This is a genomic window from Ferruginibacter sp. (assembly GCF_049840995.1).
Classification (GTDB): Bacteria; Bacteroidota; Bacteroidia; order Chitinophagales; family Chitinophagaceae; genus Ferruginibacter.
The window spans coordinates 238,271-257,396 of the sequence record NZ_JASGIP010000003.1; the positions used below are offsets into that span (position 1 = coordinate 238,271).

General features: G+C 43.6%; 11 protein-coding genes. 2 read left to right on the top strand and 9 right to left on the bottom strand.

All coding sequences use genetic code 11. The features are described 5' to 3' along the window. Positions 1-79: 79 nt before the first annotated feature. From QM738_RS02595 to QM738_RS02605, 3 genes are all read right to left on the bottom strand, one after another. Positions 80-8,995 carry a T9SS type A sorting domain-containing protein gene (locus tag QM738_RS02595; RefSeq protein WP_462275121.1) on the bottom strand — a complete coding sequence of 2,972 codons (8,916 nt, stop codon included), beginning with the start codon at positions 8,993-8,995 and terminating at the stop codon, positions 80-82. A 39-nt stretch (positions 8,996-9,034) separates the two neighbouring features. Then, positions 9,035-11,545 (bottom strand): M1 family aminopeptidase, encoded by a 2,511-nt coding sequence (locus QM738_RS02600; RefSeq protein ID WP_462275122.1) that lies wholly within the window; start codon positions 11,543-11,545, stop codon positions 9,035-9,037. A 206-nt stretch (positions 11,546-11,751) separates the two neighbouring features. Beyond that, complete coding sequence (locus QM738_RS02605) at positions 11,752-11,967, bottom strand: hypothetical protein (RefSeq protein ID WP_462275123.1); 216 nt, start codon at positions 11,965-11,967, stop codon at positions 11,752-11,754. Positions 11,968-12,097: 130 nt separating this feature from the next. Between QM738_RS02605 and pdxA the strand changes: the two genes are divergently transcribed. Then, positions 12,098-13,192, top strand: a complete 1,095-nt coding sequence (gene pdxA, locus QM738_RS02610) for a 4-hydroxythreonine-4-phosphate dehydrogenase PdxA (RefSeq protein ID WP_462275124.1) — start codon at positions 12,098-12,100, stop codon at positions 13,190-13,192. A gap of 57 nt (positions 13,193-13,249) precedes the next feature. Here pdxA and QM738_RS02615 read toward each other — a convergent pair whose 3' ends face one another. The 3 genes from QM738_RS02615 to QM738_RS02625 form a co-directional block, all read right to left on the bottom strand. Then, positions 13,250-13,810 carry a hypothetical protein gene (locus QM738_RS02615; RefSeq protein WP_462275125.1) on the bottom strand — a complete coding sequence of 187 codons (561 nt, stop codon included), beginning with the start codon at positions 13,808-13,810 and terminating at the stop codon, positions 13,250-13,252. A 147-nt stretch (positions 13,811-13,957) separates the two neighbouring features. After that, positions 13,958-14,851 (bottom strand): ABC transporter permease, encoded by an 894-nt coding sequence (locus QM738_RS02620; protein ID WP_462275126.1) that lies wholly within the window; start codon positions 14,849-14,851, stop codon positions 13,958-13,960. Next, positions 14,829-15,761 (bottom strand): ABC transporter ATP-binding protein, encoded by a 933-nt coding sequence (locus QM738_RS02625; RefSeq protein WP_462275127.1) that lies wholly within the window; start codon positions 15,759-15,761, stop codon positions 14,829-14,831. Before QM738_RS02625 ends, QM738_RS02620 begins: the two co-directional genes overlap by 23 nt. A 308-nt stretch (positions 15,762-16,069) precedes the next feature. Between QM738_RS02625 and QM738_RS02630 the strand changes: the two genes are divergently transcribed. Beyond that, entirely contained in the window at positions 16,070-17,455 is a 1,386-nt protein-coding gene (locus QM738_RS02630; protein ID WP_462275128.1) for a T9SS type A sorting domain-containing protein, read from the top strand. Positions 17,456-17,517: 62 nt separating this feature from the next. Here the strand turns inward: QM738_RS02630 and QM738_RS02635 are convergent, their stop codons facing one another. The 3 genes from QM738_RS02635 to QM738_RS02645 form a co-directional block, all read right to left on the bottom strand. Next, positions 17,518-17,811: a winged helix-turn-helix domain-containing protein gene (locus QM738_RS02635; protein WP_462275129.1), complete on the bottom strand. Its 294-nt coding sequence runs from the start codon at positions 17,809-17,811 to the stop codon at positions 17,518-17,520. 6 nt (positions 17,812-17,817) lie between these two features. After that, the gene (locus QM738_RS02640) at positions 17,818-18,405 is read right to left on the bottom strand and encodes a hypothetical protein (protein WP_462275130.1); all 588 of its coding nucleotides are present in this window, start codon (positions 18,403-18,405) and stop codon (positions 17,818-17,820) included. Between the two features lie 67 nt (positions 18,406-18,472). Next, entirely contained in the window at positions 18,473-19,114 is a 642-nt protein-coding gene (locus QM738_RS02645; RefSeq protein ID WP_462275131.1) for a hypothetical protein, read from the bottom strand. Positions 19,115-19,126 lie beyond the last annotated feature (12 nt).

Below are 19,126 nucleotides of genomic sequence, written 5' to 3' on the forward strand. Positions count from 1 at the left end.
GTTATCACGATCACAATATGCACTACACAAAAAGCCCCCGCATTAACGGGGGCTTTAAATATTCTGCATCAGCTGAAAATTATCTTTCCAGGATGATCTTCTTCGTTACGATCTCGTCATTTACCAGTACCTGCAGTGTATAAATAGCTGCACTGAATTTGCCCAGGCCGGTAAGCTGCAATACATTATTACCTTTCAGTACTTTTTGTTTTTGCAGTATCACTGTTTTACCAAGGTTATCCACCAACCGCAGTGTTACTTCCGATTCTTTTTCTGCAAAGAACCTTACCGTTACATAATCGTTGGCAGGGTTTGGCGAGATGCTTACCGGTGTTTTCACCTGGTTCAGTCGTACCACCAATACACCACTGTACTTGATCTCTCCTTCCTTACCGATCACTTTAAGCCTGTAGTAAATGATCTCGCTGCGTATGCCGCTGATATCATCTGTATAGTTAAAGCTTTGCTGCTCGTTCAGTTTCACCGGATCATTTACGGATCCCACTTTCGTGTACGTTGCATTATCAAGGCTGCGCTCTATTTCAAAATGATCCACTGCTTTAGCTGCCAGTATCGTCCAGTTCAGCATTACCTGTGTATTCTGCGGTGTGCCTGCAAAGTTCAGGAACTGTACCGGTAATACCGATCCCACAAAACGCCAGTCCCTGTCTATCTGTCCCGGTGTTTTCTTCTGTACAGGAGATCTTGTACCTGGTGTTGCATCACCTGTAAGACTACCATTGGTACCCATCATGTAAGATGTTCCTTTTAAGTTGGTGGTCGAGTTCAATGAATCAAAGCGGTTATCCAGACCATCACCATCGGTATCAAGGCCGGTCAATGTTACCAGGTCATCTCCTTTACCGTTCAGGTTAAAGTCGTTACCTTCTATGATATCCGGTTGTCCGTCACCGTCAGTATCCAGGTCCCTGTAATCAGGTATACCGTCACCATCCTGGTCCCAAACAAATATACCGGAACCACCAAAGCCTGAAACGTTGTCGTAAGTATTCACCAGGCCATCGCCATCGGTATCTGTAGATACCGGCAGTTTGTAGCTGGCTGTTGGCTGTCCTTCAATATTATCAGGTATACCATCATCATCACTGTCTATATCCAGGTAATCAGGGTTACCCACACCATCGGTATTCCTTAAATTAAGTGCTGCCATTGCAGATACTGTACCAGACCATCCATTGGTACCGATCGTACCATCTGCTTTACCATCCAGGTTAGCATCCGGTAAGCCGGCTTCTATCACATCCACAATACCATCGCCATCACTGTCAATATCATACGCATTCGGGCGGAAATCCTGGTCCAGGTTCTTGTTAGGATAGCTGTCTGCTTTACCATCATTGTTGGCATCTGCACCGGTTTTAAGCAGGGCTGTACCATTAATGTAAGCGTCGTTCAGACCATCACCGTTCGCATCCACGAATCCGTCGGCCATACCATCGTTATTTGTATCAGGTCCGCCTGCTTCTATTACATCCGGTATACCATCGGCATCACTATCCAGGTCTACAAAGTTAGGTACGCCATCACCATCCATATCAATATTACCCAAACCTAAACCGGTATTGTATGCGCCGGTGTTGTTGTTATCTACGTTCTGCGACAGACCATCACCGTCTGTATCGGTAAATCCATCTATCTTACCGTCACCATCGGTATCCACACCATAGGCTTCCACCGTATCGGGGATACCATCGTTATCACTATCCAGGTCCAGCATATTGATTATGCCGTCTTTATCTGCATCAAATCGGTCATCAATTCCGTCGCCATTGCTATCCACACGGCCAGGGAACGTTGTATCAAGATAGTTAGGAATACCATCGTTATCTGAGTCACCATCTGCTTGAAAATTATCGTTTATAAAATCATTGTTATTATCTACATAACCTGCGTAGGTTACATCGTATGCGTTGATCACACCATTACTGTTGGCATCAGCGAATGCAGCAGGCATAGCGCTTTCCACGAAGTCTGCAATACCATCTTTATCCTTATCAATATCGCAGGAGATGAATACGGTTACAGACTGGTCGGTAGTGGTGTTACAGCTACCTTCGGCCCTTACATAGTAAGTAGTGGTAACAGCAGGTGTAACCGAAATGGTTGCACCGGTACCTACTAATGTGCCGCCGGGACTGCCGGTATACCATTTCCAGCTGGCGCCGGTACCCAGTGTACCACCTACAGCGCTCAGGCTTACAGAGATACCCGGACAGATATTATTCTTGTTCTTACTTGCACTGGTTGCAGCTACTGATAACTGGCTTACTGTGATCACCTTGGTCAAACCACTGGTATTGGAAGTACAAGGCGAAGTAGTATTTTCTATACGTACCCAGTAAGTAGTAGTTGATGTAGGCGACACCGTTAGTGTGGAGCTGGTAGCGCCAGAGATCGGGTTAGTACCTACGGTTGAGCCGGTACCCCACTGGTAGTTGGCACCTGCACCTAATACACCGCCTACAGCTGTTAAAGTAGTAGATGCCCCGCTACAGATATTCGCACCTGTTACACTGCTCGGCGCAGTAGATGGTGTGGTAACAGTAACAGTAACTGTGGTACCACCGGTTGTAGCTGTACATGGTGAAGAGGTATTTTCGATACGTACCCAGTAAGTAGTAGTTGAACCAGGAGACACCGTATAGGTAGAACCGGTAGCACCAACGATAGGACTTGTACCCACGGTTGAGCCGGTACCCCATTGGTAATTAGCACCGGTACCTAAAGCACCGCCTGCTGCTGTTAAAGTGACAGATGATCCGTTACAAACAGTAGTGGAAGGAGCTGTTATACTTGACGGAGCTGTTGAAGGCTGCGTAACAGTAATTACTTTGGTTAAACCACTGGTCAATGCTGTACAAGGTGAAGTGGTATTTTCAATACGCACCCAGTACGTGGTAGTGGTGGTTGGTGATGGTGTATAGGTTGAACCTGTAGCACCTACAATAGGATTGGTACCTACAGTAGAACCAGTACCCCATTGATAATTAGCACCGGTACCCAATGTACCACCCACAGCTGTTAATGTAGTGGATGAACCGCTACAGATATTTGAACCGGTTACACTGCTAGGTGCAGTAGAAGGCTGGTTCACAGTAACAGTTACTGTTGTACCACCGGTTGTAGCAGTACATGGTGAAGAAGTATTTTCTATTCTTACCCAGTAAGTAGTGGTAGATGTTGGAGACACCGAATAAGTAGAACCGGTTGCACCAGCGATCGGGCTGGTACCCACAGTTGAGCCGGTACCCCATTGATAATTTGCACCTGTACCTAAAGCACCGCCCGCTGCTGTTAAAGTAACAGACGATCCGTTACAGATAGTAGTTGACGGAGCTGATATACTTGACGGAGCCGTTGATGGCTGCGTAACAGTGATCACTTTGGTCAATCCACTGGTCAGCGAAGTACAAGGTGAAGTGGTATTTTCAATGCGTACCCAGTAAGTAGTAGTGGTGGTTGGAGAAACTGTATAGGTTGAACTGGTAGCGCCAGCGATCGGGCTGGTACCTACAGTTGAGCCGGTACCCCACTGGTAGTTAGCACCTGTACCCAGGGTTCCACCTACCGCAGTTAATGTGGTTGATGAACCATTACAGATATTCGCACCCGTTACACTGCTCGGTGCAGTAGAAGGTTGGTTTACTGTAACAGTTACAGTTGTACCACCGGTTGTAGCAGCACATGGCGATGTAGTATTCTCTATCCTTACCCAATAAGTAGTGGTTGAAGTAGGAGACACTGAATAGGTAGAACCGGTTGCACCAGCGATAGGACTTGTACCTACAGTGGATCCTGTACCCCATTGATAGTTGGCTCCTGTTCCTAAGGAACCACCCGCTGCTGTTAAAGTAACAGAGGATCCATTACAGATAGTAGTGGAAGGAGCTGTTATGCTTGACGGAGCCGTTGATGGCTGCGTAACAGTAATTAATTTAGTTAAACCACTGGTCAATGCTGTACATGGTGACGTAGTGTTTTCAATACGCACCCAGTAAGTAGTGCTCGTTGTTGGAGATACAGTATAGGTAGAACCTGTAGCGCCGGCAATCGGGCTGGTACCTACAGTTGAGCCGGTACCCCATTGATAGTTAGCGCCTGTACCCAATGTACCACCCACAGCAGTTAATGTGGTAGATGATCCATTACAGATATCCGCTCCCGTTATGCTGCTTGGTGCAGTTGAAGGTTGATTAACATTAATAGTTACAGTAGTACCACCTGTTGTAGCAGCACATGGTGAAGCCGTATTCTCTACACGCACCCAGTAAGTAGTGGTGGATGTTGGAGATACAGAATAAGTTGAACTGGTTGCACCGGCGATCGGGCTGGTACCTACGGTAGAACCGGTACCCCATTGGTAATTAGCACCGGTACCCAATGTAGCGCCATTGGCAGTTAAAGTAACTGATGATCCGTTACAGATAGTTGTTGACGGAGCCGATATACTTGCCGGAGCCGTTGATGGCTGGCTAACAGTAATCAATTTAGTTAAACCACTGGTCAATGAAGTACATGGAGAAGTGGTGTTTTCTATACGCACCCAGTATGTAGTGCTCGTTGTTGGAGACACGGTATAGGTTGAAGCTGTAGCACCAGCAATCGGGCTGGTACCAACAGTTGAACCGGTACCCCACTGGTAATTAGCGCCTGTACCCAATGTACCACCCACTGCAGTTAATGTAGTAGATGATCCGTTACAGATATCCGCACCTGTTATACTGCTTGGTGCAGTAGATGGCTGGTTCACTGTAACAGTTACCGTAGCACCGCCTGTTGTAGCAGTACATGGTGATGAAGTATTTTCAACACGTACCCAGTAAGTGGTGGTAGATGTTGGAGACACGGAATAGGTAGAAGCAGTTGCACCGCCGATAGGATTAGTACCTACGGTAGAACCTGTACCCCACTGGTAGTTGGCACCTGTACCCAGGGTAGCACCATTGGCAGTTAATGTAACTGATGATCCGCTACAGATAGTGGTAGATGGCGCTGATATACTTGATGGAGCCGTTGAAGGCTGGTTAACAGTAATTAATTTAGTTAAACCACTGGTGGTAGCACTACATGGGGCAGTGGTATTCTGTATCCTTACCCAGTACGTGGTACTGGTGGTAGGTGATGCAGTATAGGTTGCAGCAGTAGCGCCTGCTATCGGGTTAGTACCTACTACAGAGCCGGTACCCCATTGATAGTTAGCACCGGTGCCCAATGCACCGCCCACAGCTGTTAATGTAGTGGATGATCCATTACAGATATCCGCTCCCGTTATGCTGCTTGGTGCAGTAGACGGTTGGTTTACTGTAACAGTTGTGGTTACACCACCTGTAGTGGCCGAACAGGGTGAAGGACTGTTTTCTATCCTTACCCAGTACGTGGTGGTGGATGTAGGCGAGACCGAATAAGTTGAACTGGTAGCGCCTGCTATAGGATTAGTACCTACAGTAGAACCGGTACCCCATTGGTAGTTGGCACCCGATACCGCTGTACCGCCATTGGCAGTTAAGGTAACAGATGAACCGCTACAGATAGTGGCAGAACTTGCAGATATACTGGTTGGCGCTGTTGATGGCACTAAACCGTGCAATTGAATACCCGGAGATATATATTGACAACCGGTGGTTCCGATATTGCCGGATGCAGCTACAATAACACGGTAGTATTTACCGGTATCCAGAGCAGACAATGATGCGATGGTATAAGTAGATGAAGTGGCACCTACGATATCAACATACGGACCTGCCAGTGCAGTGGATATCTGCCATTGATAAGCAATAGTACCGGAAATAGCACTTGGATCGCTCAATGCAGAACTGAAGGTGGTGGATGAACCCATACAACCTACAGAACCCACACCCACACTTACAGTTGGCAAGGCGTCGCAGGTACCGAACTGGATATCATCCAGCGCAATATCATTACCGCAACCACCCGCTGCATCATTCGTCAGTTCTATTATTATACTGGTGAACGATGTAGGTGTTACAAATTTAAATCCGTATTGCTGCCAGCTGGTGCTGGTAATATCACTTGTAGAAACCTGGGATATAATTGAACCCGACACCGCGTCAATTACACTCATTTTAATTTTAGGATACACAAATCCGCCAAACGCATCACACACAGTTTGATAACTGGAGTTACCCAAAAATGCTGCGTAGAATGACAATGAGTATTCCTGGTTGGCACAAAGCGATTTTGTAAAGGCGGCCCTGTACATTATTGTACTGGCGGCATCCGCATTCACTATCAGCATACGGCCGTTGGTATTATTAGTATGATCGGTAAGCGATATAAACCTGGATGTATTGGCATTATTGGCCTGGTTCGTTATCGTATACGTTTCATTGGCTATAGGCTGTGTGGTAGAACCGGTATAAGAAGTTGTACCGCTACCCAGTGTTACACCTGTTCCTAAAGTTGGAGCAGGGATTGCTGTTACAAGACCAGTACCTGATCCAAAGTCCTGTGTATACAAAACGTTGGTCAATGCAGAACATGGAGGTGTTTGTGGTGTAATAGCGATCAGCAATGGTGTTGGCTGACTTTCACCGACATCATCCGGTTTATCATTCTGGTTAAGATCGGGTGTGCTGCCATTAGTAGATGAATCTCTTAATGCATCACCCAATAAACCTGTACCAGTAACAAATGCCTGGTTATTATAAACAATACCAGTTTGTATATTCGATAAACGGCAGCTGATACGTAAAGTGATCGTATTCTGTCCTGCAATATTCGACAGGGTACCGCCCGGTGTTAACAGGCTGAATACAGTTTTACCATCGTAAGAGCCATTTTGCGTAATACCCGCCGGTGCAGAGAAGGAACTGATACTGCCGCTGATCACATTGGCAGCACCATTGATCTTATTCAATGTATCGTAAGCCTGCACGTTGGTAACAGGCGTATTACCATAGTTCTTGATGACGACCTCGTAGACCACATCATATATCTTGGAACCGGAAGGAGCAACCTCCACTGCAGATATCAGTTTTTTAGCAGCACCCACACCCGATGTGATATTGGTCATATCAGTAGAGTTGAATATCGTACCACCGTCACCGTAAGTAACGGCTGACATAGCACCCGTTAATATATCCAGTTCTTTATAGTTGTTAGGACAAGAGGCAGTGCTGATAGCGCCTACCAGTTTACCATCCGAATAAGAAAGACCCACCAGGTCATTATTGGTACCCAGTATGAGTGTATCAATATAAGTAGCTACCAGTGGAGTGGCAGTACCATAATCTTTCCAGTTTACTTTAAAATATTTGTTATTGTACACCGCCAGCAGGTTACCGCTTGGTGTCATCACCATATCACCTGTTTGTTTATAAATTTTTCTTCCACCAAAATCCAATGGATAAGAATTATTCAAAGCGCCGGTAGTAAAATTCACCTGCTGCAATTCCATATTGTAAACACCACTGTTCTTATACCACAACGTACCATTGGCATCATAAGCCCTTATAAAACGCAGATCACCATTGGTATTATCATAATAAGAAATAGAAGGATTGCCATTGCTGATGATCATGGAACCGTACATACCCACATCATTGGTGGTTTCCACTGCAACAGGTGTACCCCATGCAGAACCAGTGGCATTGGTTGCACGAACAAAACGCAGATCTTTATTGGTAACATCGTAGTAAGAGATACCGGGGTTACCATTCACGATCTCCATTGATGTGTACTGGCCGATATTATTGGTGCTGGTTACTGCGATACCTCCACTCCATGCAGCACCATTCACATCTGCAGAGCGGATATATCTTAAGTCACCATTGGTATTATCATAAAAAGAAATAGCAGGGTTACCGCTTACAATTGACATAGAGCAATACTGCCCTACCTGGTTGGCAGTTTCCACTGCAACACCTGTACCCCAGGTAGAACCTGTGGCGTTGGTTGCACGGATATACCTTAAGTCGTTATTGGTTACATCAAAAAATGCAATCGCAGGATTACCATTCACCACCACCAGTTTGGAAAACTGGCCCACGTTATTGGTTCCTTCCACCACCATACCGCCGGTCCATGTAGTACCATTAGCATCTGATGAACGGATATATCTTAAGTCACCATTGGTAAGGTCATAAAAGGCAATGGCAGGGTTACCATTCACTACTGCAAGAGAAGCATACTGGCCAATAGTATTGGCAGACTCAACAGTAACCGGTGTGCCCCAGGTAGCACCATTCACATCATTTGCACGCACATATTTCAGGTCACCATTGGTTACATCATAGTAAGCAATAGCGGGGTTGCCATTTACAGTAGTTAATGAAGGAAACTGGCCGATACCACCGGCAGAAGTAACTGTAACGGCAGTAGCCCATGAAGTACCAGAATTTTCATTGGCACGTATATATTTAAGATCGGAGTTGGTTACATCAAAATAGGCAACCGCAGGGTTACCATTAATAGTAGCATGAGAAGTATACTGACCCACATTACCTGTTGCATCAATAGCATTCGGCGCCCAACCTGTTGTATCCACAAAGTTGATCTGGTAACCTAAACCTGTTGCAGGATCAAATTCCACACCCGCAACAAACTGGTTTAAGAAAGTACGGTATACCGCCTGTGAACCTGTAGGACATGTTGTAGGCAACCACCTGTAGGTGTAGGTATTGTAGATACCACTGCTGGATGCGATCTGCATAAAATAGAGGTAACCATCATAAGGGTTGAAGGTAGTGGTAGCCAGGTTTTCGCTAAAGCCCGGAGCAGCCAGTGATGGCTGGCACAGGTAACGCTTGTTAAGTATATTGGTAGTGGCACTGAAATTAAAATACTTAACCGAGTCCTTTGTAGAACCAGTGGCTCCACAAGTGGTACCAATAGCCACTGGTACTGCTACCGTAGCTTTTTGGGCAGAGGCCGTAGTAACAAAAGTAGATAGCAGGATAACCATGCATGTTAGGATGCAGGCTGCTCTTTTGGTTACAGAGTAAAGATTTTTCATTGTACAGGATTTTAATCTTGTTAAAATATCTGTTATCCCTTAGCGGATAACAGATATTTGTTTTGTAAAGCGGCTTGCATTTGGCCTTAATACTTCTACGAAGTAGTTGCCGATACCCAGGTCTTCTACAGATACCTGCAGGCTGCTGTTGATATTTAAAGTTTGTTTCAGTAATGATTTCACTTTCCTTCCCGAAGCATCGTAAATATTGATGTCCACAATTTCTTTCACTACAGTGTTGCTGTTAATTACGAAGTACTTGCTTGCCGGGTTTGGAGAAATAGTGTAATAGTTATCCGCTTTGTTACTGATCACGATGATCTTGGTATAAATATTATTACCATTCTTTTCCAGGATATTGATCCTGTAATAACCATTACCCGGTAAAATATTCGGATCGGTAAAGCTGAAGCTGGTCGTATTGATCGGGAAATCAGTTGACCTAAGAGAACCGATTGTCTGGAAGTTGATACCATCTGCACTTCTCTGAATTTCGAATGATGAATAATCCACAGAGTTATCAATGCTCCAGGATAATTTAGCAGTATTATTTTCTTTAACACCATTGAAAGTGATCACCTGCGTTGCCAATAATGTTACAGGCAAACCTGTATTTTTTGTAAAGCCGGTTGATGATGACAATGTCTGGCTGTTCGCATCAAATGAAATGGTAACCGGTGTAAACGATAAACGATAGTTGATCAGGTTGGTACCTGTGCTGGTGAGCACACCATTGTTATCATAAAAAAGAATATTATTATTATCATACACGATCACGGTAGTATCCTGTGTAGCAGGAACACTTCCCTGTATACGTACCACTACAGGCATATCAAAGTGCGTAACACTCGAGCTCTGGATGGTTTGCGGAAGTTTCAATACGATATTATTACCGGAGTTGTTCCACTGAGCGCCATTGTATTTTGCATAACCGGTATTGTACAACCATTGGCTAAAGAAACTGGTGAGATCAAGACCCGAAGCATTTTCCAGGTTGCGTTTGATATCTGCAGTAAAACCATTACCCAGTTTCAGCAATGGATCGCTCTGGTAGTTTTTTAATCCCTGGAAGAACTTTGTATCACCCATCAAAGTACGCAGCATACTGATGATCATACCACCCCTGTCGTAGATATATACTGATGGAGTAAATATGGTTAAGATATCAGAGGTATCTGTTACATAAGTTGTTTTAGCCTGGTAAGAAGCACTGATAGAATTGGTCTTCTTGGTTGCTCTCCAGCTCACAGCAGTTTTACCTACCGAAGTGGCAATTGTAGGAGCATACTCTAACAATATCGCTTCACTGAAATCGGCAAAGCTTTCGTTCAGCCATATATCATGCCAGCTGCCGCAGGTCACATTATCGCCCCACCACTGGTGCGCCAGCTCATGCGCCAGTACATCCCAGTTGCCGGCTGCTGTATACACACCACTGGTGCTTTCGCCGCTGAATGTATTATGCTCCATACCGCCGCCAAATCCAAAACTGTAGTTACCATATTTTTCATTCTTGAATGGATAATCGCCATACAGTGCACTATACGTGGTAACCATAAGGGGTACACGATTCAGTGATGTTTGCGCTGCCGCAGTATTGGTTTCTGGGAAGATATAGTTGTACACCGGCATTTTAACGCCGCTTAATGTTACGGTATCAGCTACAGTTGGATACTGTACATAGTTGGCAACCGCTACACAAACCTGGTAAGAAGAGATCGGGTAACGTTCTTTCCAGTAAGTATTCACACTACCACCGGCAGTGGTTTCATACATCAGCTTACCATTACCGGCTGCTTTAAAACCGGTTGGCGTGCTTACATACATATCCATAGAGTCAGCCTTATCACTTACTATAAATGATTTACAAGGCCACCAGGTATAAGCAGAATAAGGTTCAGATAAAGTATACACATAATTTCTAACCGGGCCTGAACTGTGTGTAGTGGTTACATAACCCGTTCCGGCCATACCCGGTACTGCTGGTGGTACACCTTTGTAATACACGCTCACAGAATCAAGCGTACCTGCAGAAGGAATGTTTGGTATAACGATCTTTACCAGGTCAGTTGGCCTGGTAATATTACCTGCTGCTACTTTAGCACCGTGATAATATACAGAATCGCAGATCAGCGCACTCACCATATCAAGGTTAATGGCTGCGAAATTTGCTGCGGTTGTTTTAAAATAAGTGGTCACCTTTCCTTTTACGTAGTTACCTACCGAAGTATCAGGATTGATCCTTAACTCAATACGGTAATACTTTACATCATAATCCAACCCGGTGCTGGGTACCAGCGCTTCTGACTGGCCACAATAAGCTTCAAAAGCTTCCTGGCTAGATTTCTTGTTGAAATAAGTTGCTTCAGGTGATATGGTAACACTGGAAGCCGGTAATGAGTTATGATGGGTACCCGCAGCGTATTTATTCAACGCATTGCTGGCTGCAAACGGGCTCGACGGAATAAATTTCGCCGGTTGTTGGGTTTGGGCTCCGGAAACTTTGCATAAAAGGACCAGCAAAGCCAGGAAAGGGTAGCATTTTTTCATTAATTGGATATTGTTGTTAGGTTTAAATGGATATTGGAACACTGCTGAAAACGTAAAGAAATAGAATAAATTGTATTTTCTATTACAATTGCTGTCATTTTTTTACTACCCTACTCATGAAAATACACTAAGTATAATTACGATTACAGATAGTTAAAACGACAACTATTATTTTTTATTGAGTTAGTAATCAATTATTTTTAGTACTACGCTGTATTTTCTTCTACAAAGCTTTGTAATAATAGTCCTACAAAATTCGAGCTAACTGTCCCGCACATGCGTAGAAAAACAGTTGTCATAAAAGATAAAATTTCAGCTACAATTTTTTGGGAGGCACTGCGTTGTGTCCCAAAATGCTGATCGGCCACCTGGCGGTTGGTGATATTTTGATGCACATAATTCGCAGTAATTTCAGCATGCACTATATATTATTATAAGCCCTTTTTTTGACGCAATAATCGAACATTTACTACCCCCGTTTTACCGGTTTACAATGCCTGCAAGCCGTTCCATCAATAAATTGTATTTTTACAGTTCTAACAGATCAATTATATGAGTGCTTCTACAGAAAATAAACCCGTTATCGGTATCAGCTGCGGCGATATCAACGGCATTGGTATCGAATTAATCATAAAAACACTGGGCGATAGCCGGATACTGGATATCTGCACCCCCCTGATATTTGCCAACAATAAGGTCATCAACTTTTACCGCAAAAGCATACCGGATGTAAATATCAATTTCATCAGTATAAAAGAATTGAACCGCGTAAATCACAAGCAGGTAAACCTTTTTAACTGCTGGGAAGAGGAAATGAATATCACCCCCGGCTCACTCACCGATGCCGGTGGCAGCTACGCCATTAAAAGCCTCACCATTGCTGCACAGGCATTAAAAGAAGGCAAGATCGACGGCCTGGTAACAGCCCCGATACATAAAAAAAATATCCAGGGCCAGCAGTTCAACTACACCGGGCATACCCCTTATCTAAAAGCCCTTTTTGGTGCAGCGGATGTGGCCATGTTCATGGTGGCGGAAAATATCCGGGTGGCCTTGCTTACAGAACATGTGGCCGTAAAAGATATTGCGCAATACATCACCAAAGAAAATATCATCAGCAAACTGCAGATCATCAATAATTCGCTTAAAAAAGATTTTGGCATCAGCAAACCCAAAATTGCTGTACTGGGCCTCAACCCGCATGCAGGCGATGAGGGGCTGATCGGTAAGGAAGACGAAGAGATCATAAAGCCCGCAGTAAAAGATGCCAAACAAAAAGATATCTTTTGCTTTGGCCCCTACCCCGCCGATGCTTTTTTTGCAAGAGGGCAATATGAAAAATTTGATGGCGTACTGGCCATGTACCACGACCAGGGACTGATACCTTTCAAATCACTGGCCATCGGCGAAGGCGTTAATTATACTGCAGGACTGAATGGTGTAAGAACCTCGCCCGACCATGGTGTGGCATTTGATATTGCCGGTAAGGGAAAGGCAGATGAAGCATCATTCAGGGAAGCCATTTTTAAATGTGTGGACATCATTGCCAGCCGGCGGGAATATGCGGAACAATACAGGAACCCGCTGAAGAAAATGAGCGCAGGCATGCTGGCCCGTGCAGTGGATGAAAAGATCACTGAAGATTAATATAGTTGAAAGTTGATAGTTAAAGGTTCAAAGTTGGAGGTCTTTAACTATCATCTTTTATTGAAAGACGGTATCCGCAATTCCTTTGTTGATAATATAAGAGCTGATCGATATCTCTGCTTTGCCCTTTTTATTTTTAGCCTTGTCTTCCGCTTTTTTTGCATCGCTGCCGTCATCAAAATCAAAAGTTACACCTTTGGGCAATTTATAGTCTTTTGTATTAAATGAAAAGATGATCTTGTCGGGCAATCCGTAATCAGTATATTTTCCATAACTCATCTCCAGCTCGTAGCTGCCATTTTCACGGGTAGTGGTTTTTGCTTTCCGTATCACCAGGTTTGTTTCGTCGATATATAAAGTGGATAACACAACATCTGCATTATCATCCTCGGGTAACAATTTAACCACTCTTACCGCTGTATTGTTTATTTTATCAACTCCTGCATCAATGATTGTAAACTTTCCGCTTGTCAAAATGTTATTCAGGTTGATATTAACCGCTCCTTTGGGTACAAACGAAATACCTTTTTCATTTTTTATTTTAAGTTTATTCGGCTTCTTAAAAAATATCTTTACTGTTGCCACCGGTATTTTTAAAAAGGTAACATTGGTCTTCATTTTACCGCTGGCTTCATAGTCATTTACTTTTTCGAATCTTTGCTTTTACTTTTTGTACCAGGGTATTTACATCCTGTGCCAGTAGATCTGCAGTATGCACAGCAACAAACAATAACAACAACAGCAATTTCTTTTTCATATTTCTTTTTAAGATAAAATATCTTTTCTTTTAAAAACCATTACAGATGCAGATACCAGTACAACAATATGGCCCAGTAGAATAAGCAGGCTGTTCCTTATAGCACCCCAGTTTTCAATACTTCCTTTTATCGTTTCCCCATCTTCGGTTGTGTTAATATAGAAAAAACCCTTCCACCCTACCAGGTAAGAGGTGAACAAATAAGGTTTTACATTTTTGTCTATTATGGGCACATTAATATTTGATACAATGGTGCATACCACTACTATACATACTGTGGAAATGATTGGACCGATAGAATTTTCTGCAAAAATGGAAAGAAACAAAGAGAGTGCTGCAATTACGGTAAGCGCTACTGTGGCATAAGCAAAAGCAGCAAGATACCTCCATACAATATCGTCTTTTGTTATCAGTAATATCTGCGATTCTTCCCCTTTCGACCGGAAGATCATCATATCATCTACCCCAAAGATCATCATACTGAATAATAATGAGGTCACCGCCATCCACAACAACAATAATATTGTAAATATGGTGGCAGCAGCAAACTTTACTAATATTAATTGGGTGCGGCTGATTGGTTTGGTCATTAAAAGGCGCAGCGTTCCCATATTTGCTTCGCCGGAAATAGAGTCTGCTGCAATAAGTGCCACTAATATGGGTACCTGGATCAATAAGGTATTCAATATGATATAACACATGAAATAACCATTGATGGCTTTTACCCTTTCAAACTCAAAAGTATCTTTTACGCTCTGCAGCATCATATCCATATAGTTCTGGCCATCTGCCTTAAACGCAAACTGAAATATAAAGGCAATAGCGCCAATGGCTGCAAAAGCAATATAAGTGCGTGGACGCTTCGATATTTTGTACAACTCAATTTGCAGTAGTGTCCACATACGGTTGCTGGGTTGTGAGTGATAAAAAATAATCTTCGAGCGAATGCCTTGGCTGGATAGACAGTATGCCAATTTTCATTTCAGTTAGATCGCTTGCCAGCAGCGGTATATCCGCTCTGTTCATTTGCATTTTAATATTCTGGGAAGATGGCAATAAACAGTAAGCCCATTTTGAAGTTGCAATTTTCTCTTTTGCATCATTATTATTCAACGTATCTATCTGTACCACCGTTTTTGCCGGGTCCAGCAGCTCCGATGCGTTGCCTTCCACTATTTTCCTTCCTTTATTAATAATGAGTATACGATTGGCCACAATTTCAATTTCGCTCAGCAGGTGCGATGATACCACTACTGTTTTACCCATTTCCCTGCTCAGCCTTAAAATAAGGTTGCGCATATCGGCAATGCCCTGTGGGTCCAAACCATTGGTCGGCTCATCCAGCACGATCAGTTTAGGGTTATGTATCAATGCAACGGCAATGCCTAAACGCTGTTTCATTCCCTGGCTGAATGTTTTTACTTTACTTTCAGCACGCTGCGCAAGGCCCACCATCTCCAGCTGCTCCATAATAATATTGCGGTTCACTTTTATGCCGCTCAGTTTGGCAAACAGGTAAAGGTTCTGGTAAGCTGAAAGATATTTATACAGGTCGGGCTTTTCTATCACGGCGCCTGCCTGTTGCAGTATCTCTCCACGATGCGTAAATAAATTTTTATCAAATATGGTTATTTCGCCAGATGTTGGCCGTATCAGCGACAGCAGCATGCGGATGGTAGTGGATTTACCGGCGCCGTTCTGTCCCAAAAAGCCATATATATCTCCCTCATTCACAGTAAACGACAGGTCATCCACGGCGGTAAGGTCCTTAAATTTTTTGGTAAGATGTTGAACGCGGATAAGTGCCGGCATAATATATTATTGGGCAGAACTAAAAAGGGTTTAGCACTGTTTGTATGCAAAAGTACAGCAGCCCATCAAAAAACAATTGAAAAAACTTGCATGGCATCAAAAAACTGTCTATGTTTGTCCCGCTTAATTACCTCTTACCCGTATTCTTGATTCAACCACACATCCCCACAGACAGAAGATCTGAATTTTGATGATAACACTTTGTGTTATGCGCAGGATAATGTACTGTATATAATTGTATATGGTGCAGCAGCTTATTGATTGGATCAATCAGCCCTTAATAAAATATTTATACCAAACCACAAAAGATGAGGAAGATCTTTACCCTTTTATTTTTGCTTGCTGCTTTACCCGCTTCGTATGCACAGGTATGTACACCCTCCACGCTCGATGCCTGCTTTGCATCCTCCGGCGTTAGCTCCGATTTCAGGAATGCAGTACAGATCAGCGGTACAGGAAATGCTTTAACAACAGGCGCTAAATATAAATTCAGCAATGCCATCCCTTCCTTACACCTGGATGCGGTGGTTAGTATCGATACTATGGTGAATGCATTATTCGATCATTATATTGATGATGATGCAGCTGTTAATGAAACCGGGGTTGCCGGTACACAGGCTGCATTGTTTGCTCCACGCATCATGCCCGATCAAAAACTTTCCTGCAGCAACCGTAGTGGTTATATTGAATTTACAGTAAAGTTCTATACACATTTTACCGGTAACACCGCCCCAGCCAACGGTACAGAAATGGCAGTGAACAACCTGAATGTTTTACAATACGATATAGATGGTTTTGCAGTGGGCACCGACGGATCTTTTAAAGAGGTATTTTATATTAAAAGCCCCAGCCAGTCCATCATCAATTATAAAGCGGCAGCTTCCGAACTTGCTGATGCAGGTTACAATAATAGTGGCTGGCTATTGACCTATGGCAGTAACACAGACAGGAATGGTGTTGCAGCCTGTGGTGAAGTAATGCAGAAATCTACTTTTTACGACCGCCAGACCGCTGTTACTTTCCGACTCGGTTACAATTATAAAGCGCCCGCTACATGCAACGGCACCAGCATTCAACCTGTAAGGGATTTCGGTACCGCCATGGGCTGCTTTACATTACCGGTTGCAGGGCCTTTGCCGGTTTCGTTGGTAAATGTAGGTGCGGTATACAATGCTGGTAAAGTAGATGTAACCTGGACCAGCCTGCAGGAGAACAACCTGGAAAGCTATGAAGTGCAAAGAAGCTTTGACGGAAAGAGTTTTGAAATAGCAGGCAATGTAAAAGCCAACAACCTCAGTTCTGTACAGCATTACGGTATTGTGGATGATGTTACCGGCATCAATTCAAAATATATTTATTACAGGATAAGGATCGTGGACCTGGACCACAGCATGAAACTGAGCAGTACCGTACTGGTAAAAACGGATGAGATAAAAAATAGTGAAATGAGTATTTCGCCCAACCCATCCAGCACCAGTGCACAGGTAAAAATGAAAATAACCAAAGCATGCACCGGCGATATTAAAGTTTTTGATCGCAACGGCCGGTTGGTATTGAATCAGCAGGCCTCCTTACAGGCGGGCATTAATACCATTGTACTGAATAATGTTACCACACTCAGTGAAGGATTCTATACCGTTCGTTTAATTGCCAACAACGAAACCTTCACTTCAAAATTATTGATCTGGAAATGATATAAAGATGTTTTGATAACCAAGCACAGATAAAGGCTCTTTCCTGCAAAGGAAGGGGCTTTTTATTTTCCGTTAGGGTTCATATAGGTCTGCAGCGCTTTTACATATTGTTCAAAAGCGTCTATGCCTTTGGGTGTTATTTTGCAAATGGTTTGAGGATAATTATTACTGAACTGCTTGGTCACATCAATATAACCGGCGTCTTTTAATTTATTGATCTGCACACTGAGGTTACCCGCTGTGGAGTTTGTTTTTTCTTTTAAAAAAGTAAACTCCGCTTCCTTTACGCTTATCAGCAAACTGATAACCGCCAGCCGCAATTGGGAATGTAATATGGGATCGAGTTCTTTAAACATCAACAATTATTTTTTTACTGCTTTGTCTTTACTGCGCAGCAGGTACGCCGGTATAATATAACTGCACAAAATAGCCCCTGCACCAAACAGCATCTGGTAATCGTAATTGAAATAAGTGGAAACCACCGCCAGCACCCATGCAATGATGCCGCCCGCTATCAATGGTTTAAATTGCAACAGCATGCCCGATATAAATGTGCCCAGGCCATACAATAATATAAAGAAGGGAAATACATTGGTGTTCCACCCCATACGGCTCAGTATCATACTCAGTACAAAATAGCTGATACCCATGCCCATCCATAAATACTTCATGCTGTCGCCGATATAAGTGGTGGCTTCTTTCTTCTTGCCTTCTTTAAATCCCCAGTAAGCGCTGATGGCCGCTGCCGGAAAGCAAAGCAACCATACCAGGTAATGCTTTTCGTAATTAAACAGGTTCTTTAAAATAAACTGCCCGGTGCAGGCAACAAAAGTTACCCATCCCCAAAGCAAAAAATAACTGCTGTTATCCCCCATATCGCGGCGGGTTTTAGCAATCATTGATTGTATCAGCTGCAAACTTTCCTGCGGTGAAAAATTTTCTTCTGTCATTTGCCAGGTTTTAAAGTTGATTATATATAAAGAAGGGCCCGGAAATATTTCCAGACCCTTCAATAAATTATTTACAGCCAGCCAGTAAATTTTCCACCTGTGCCTTGCCCCAGTCGGGATGCAGTTCACTGGCAGGTTTAAAGGCCAGGTATTTATCCATCGCTGTTTGCAGTACCGGCTTGGCCGTTTTACAGCCGCCGCCAAATTGTTCAGGCGTATAAATAAGCCCCTGTCCTTTCAGGTAGTAAGGCCTTGGATTAGTTGGGTCCTGCTCCATGGCTTTATCCATATTACCGCTGCTTTCAGGGCCATACTCCTGCCAGCGTTGCATCGGGTTTACCAGCATGTGGCAACTGGCGATCATACTCTTGATGCAGGATATCTCTGAATTTTTGGGCATTAAAGAATCCGCCTTGTTGATCAGGTCGGTAGCTTTATCAGCAAGCCCGTCCGTTTTATCTTTATCCTTTTCCATAAAAGCATAATTCACCTGGCAAAAAGCTGCCCAGTAAAAAGCCAGCCACTGGTTCTTTTCAGCCAATGCTATTCTTTCAAAATTATTGGCCAGCGTTAAAAGATCCGCCGGGTTCTTAAAAGCAGAATCCAGCCCCGCCAGGTTTTTTTTCATAGCGGCAGCATAACGATCGCTTTGTGCAAAAGATACAAACGATGCGAATAATAAAACGGCAACGATAAGAGACTTTTTCATTGTTGTATTTTT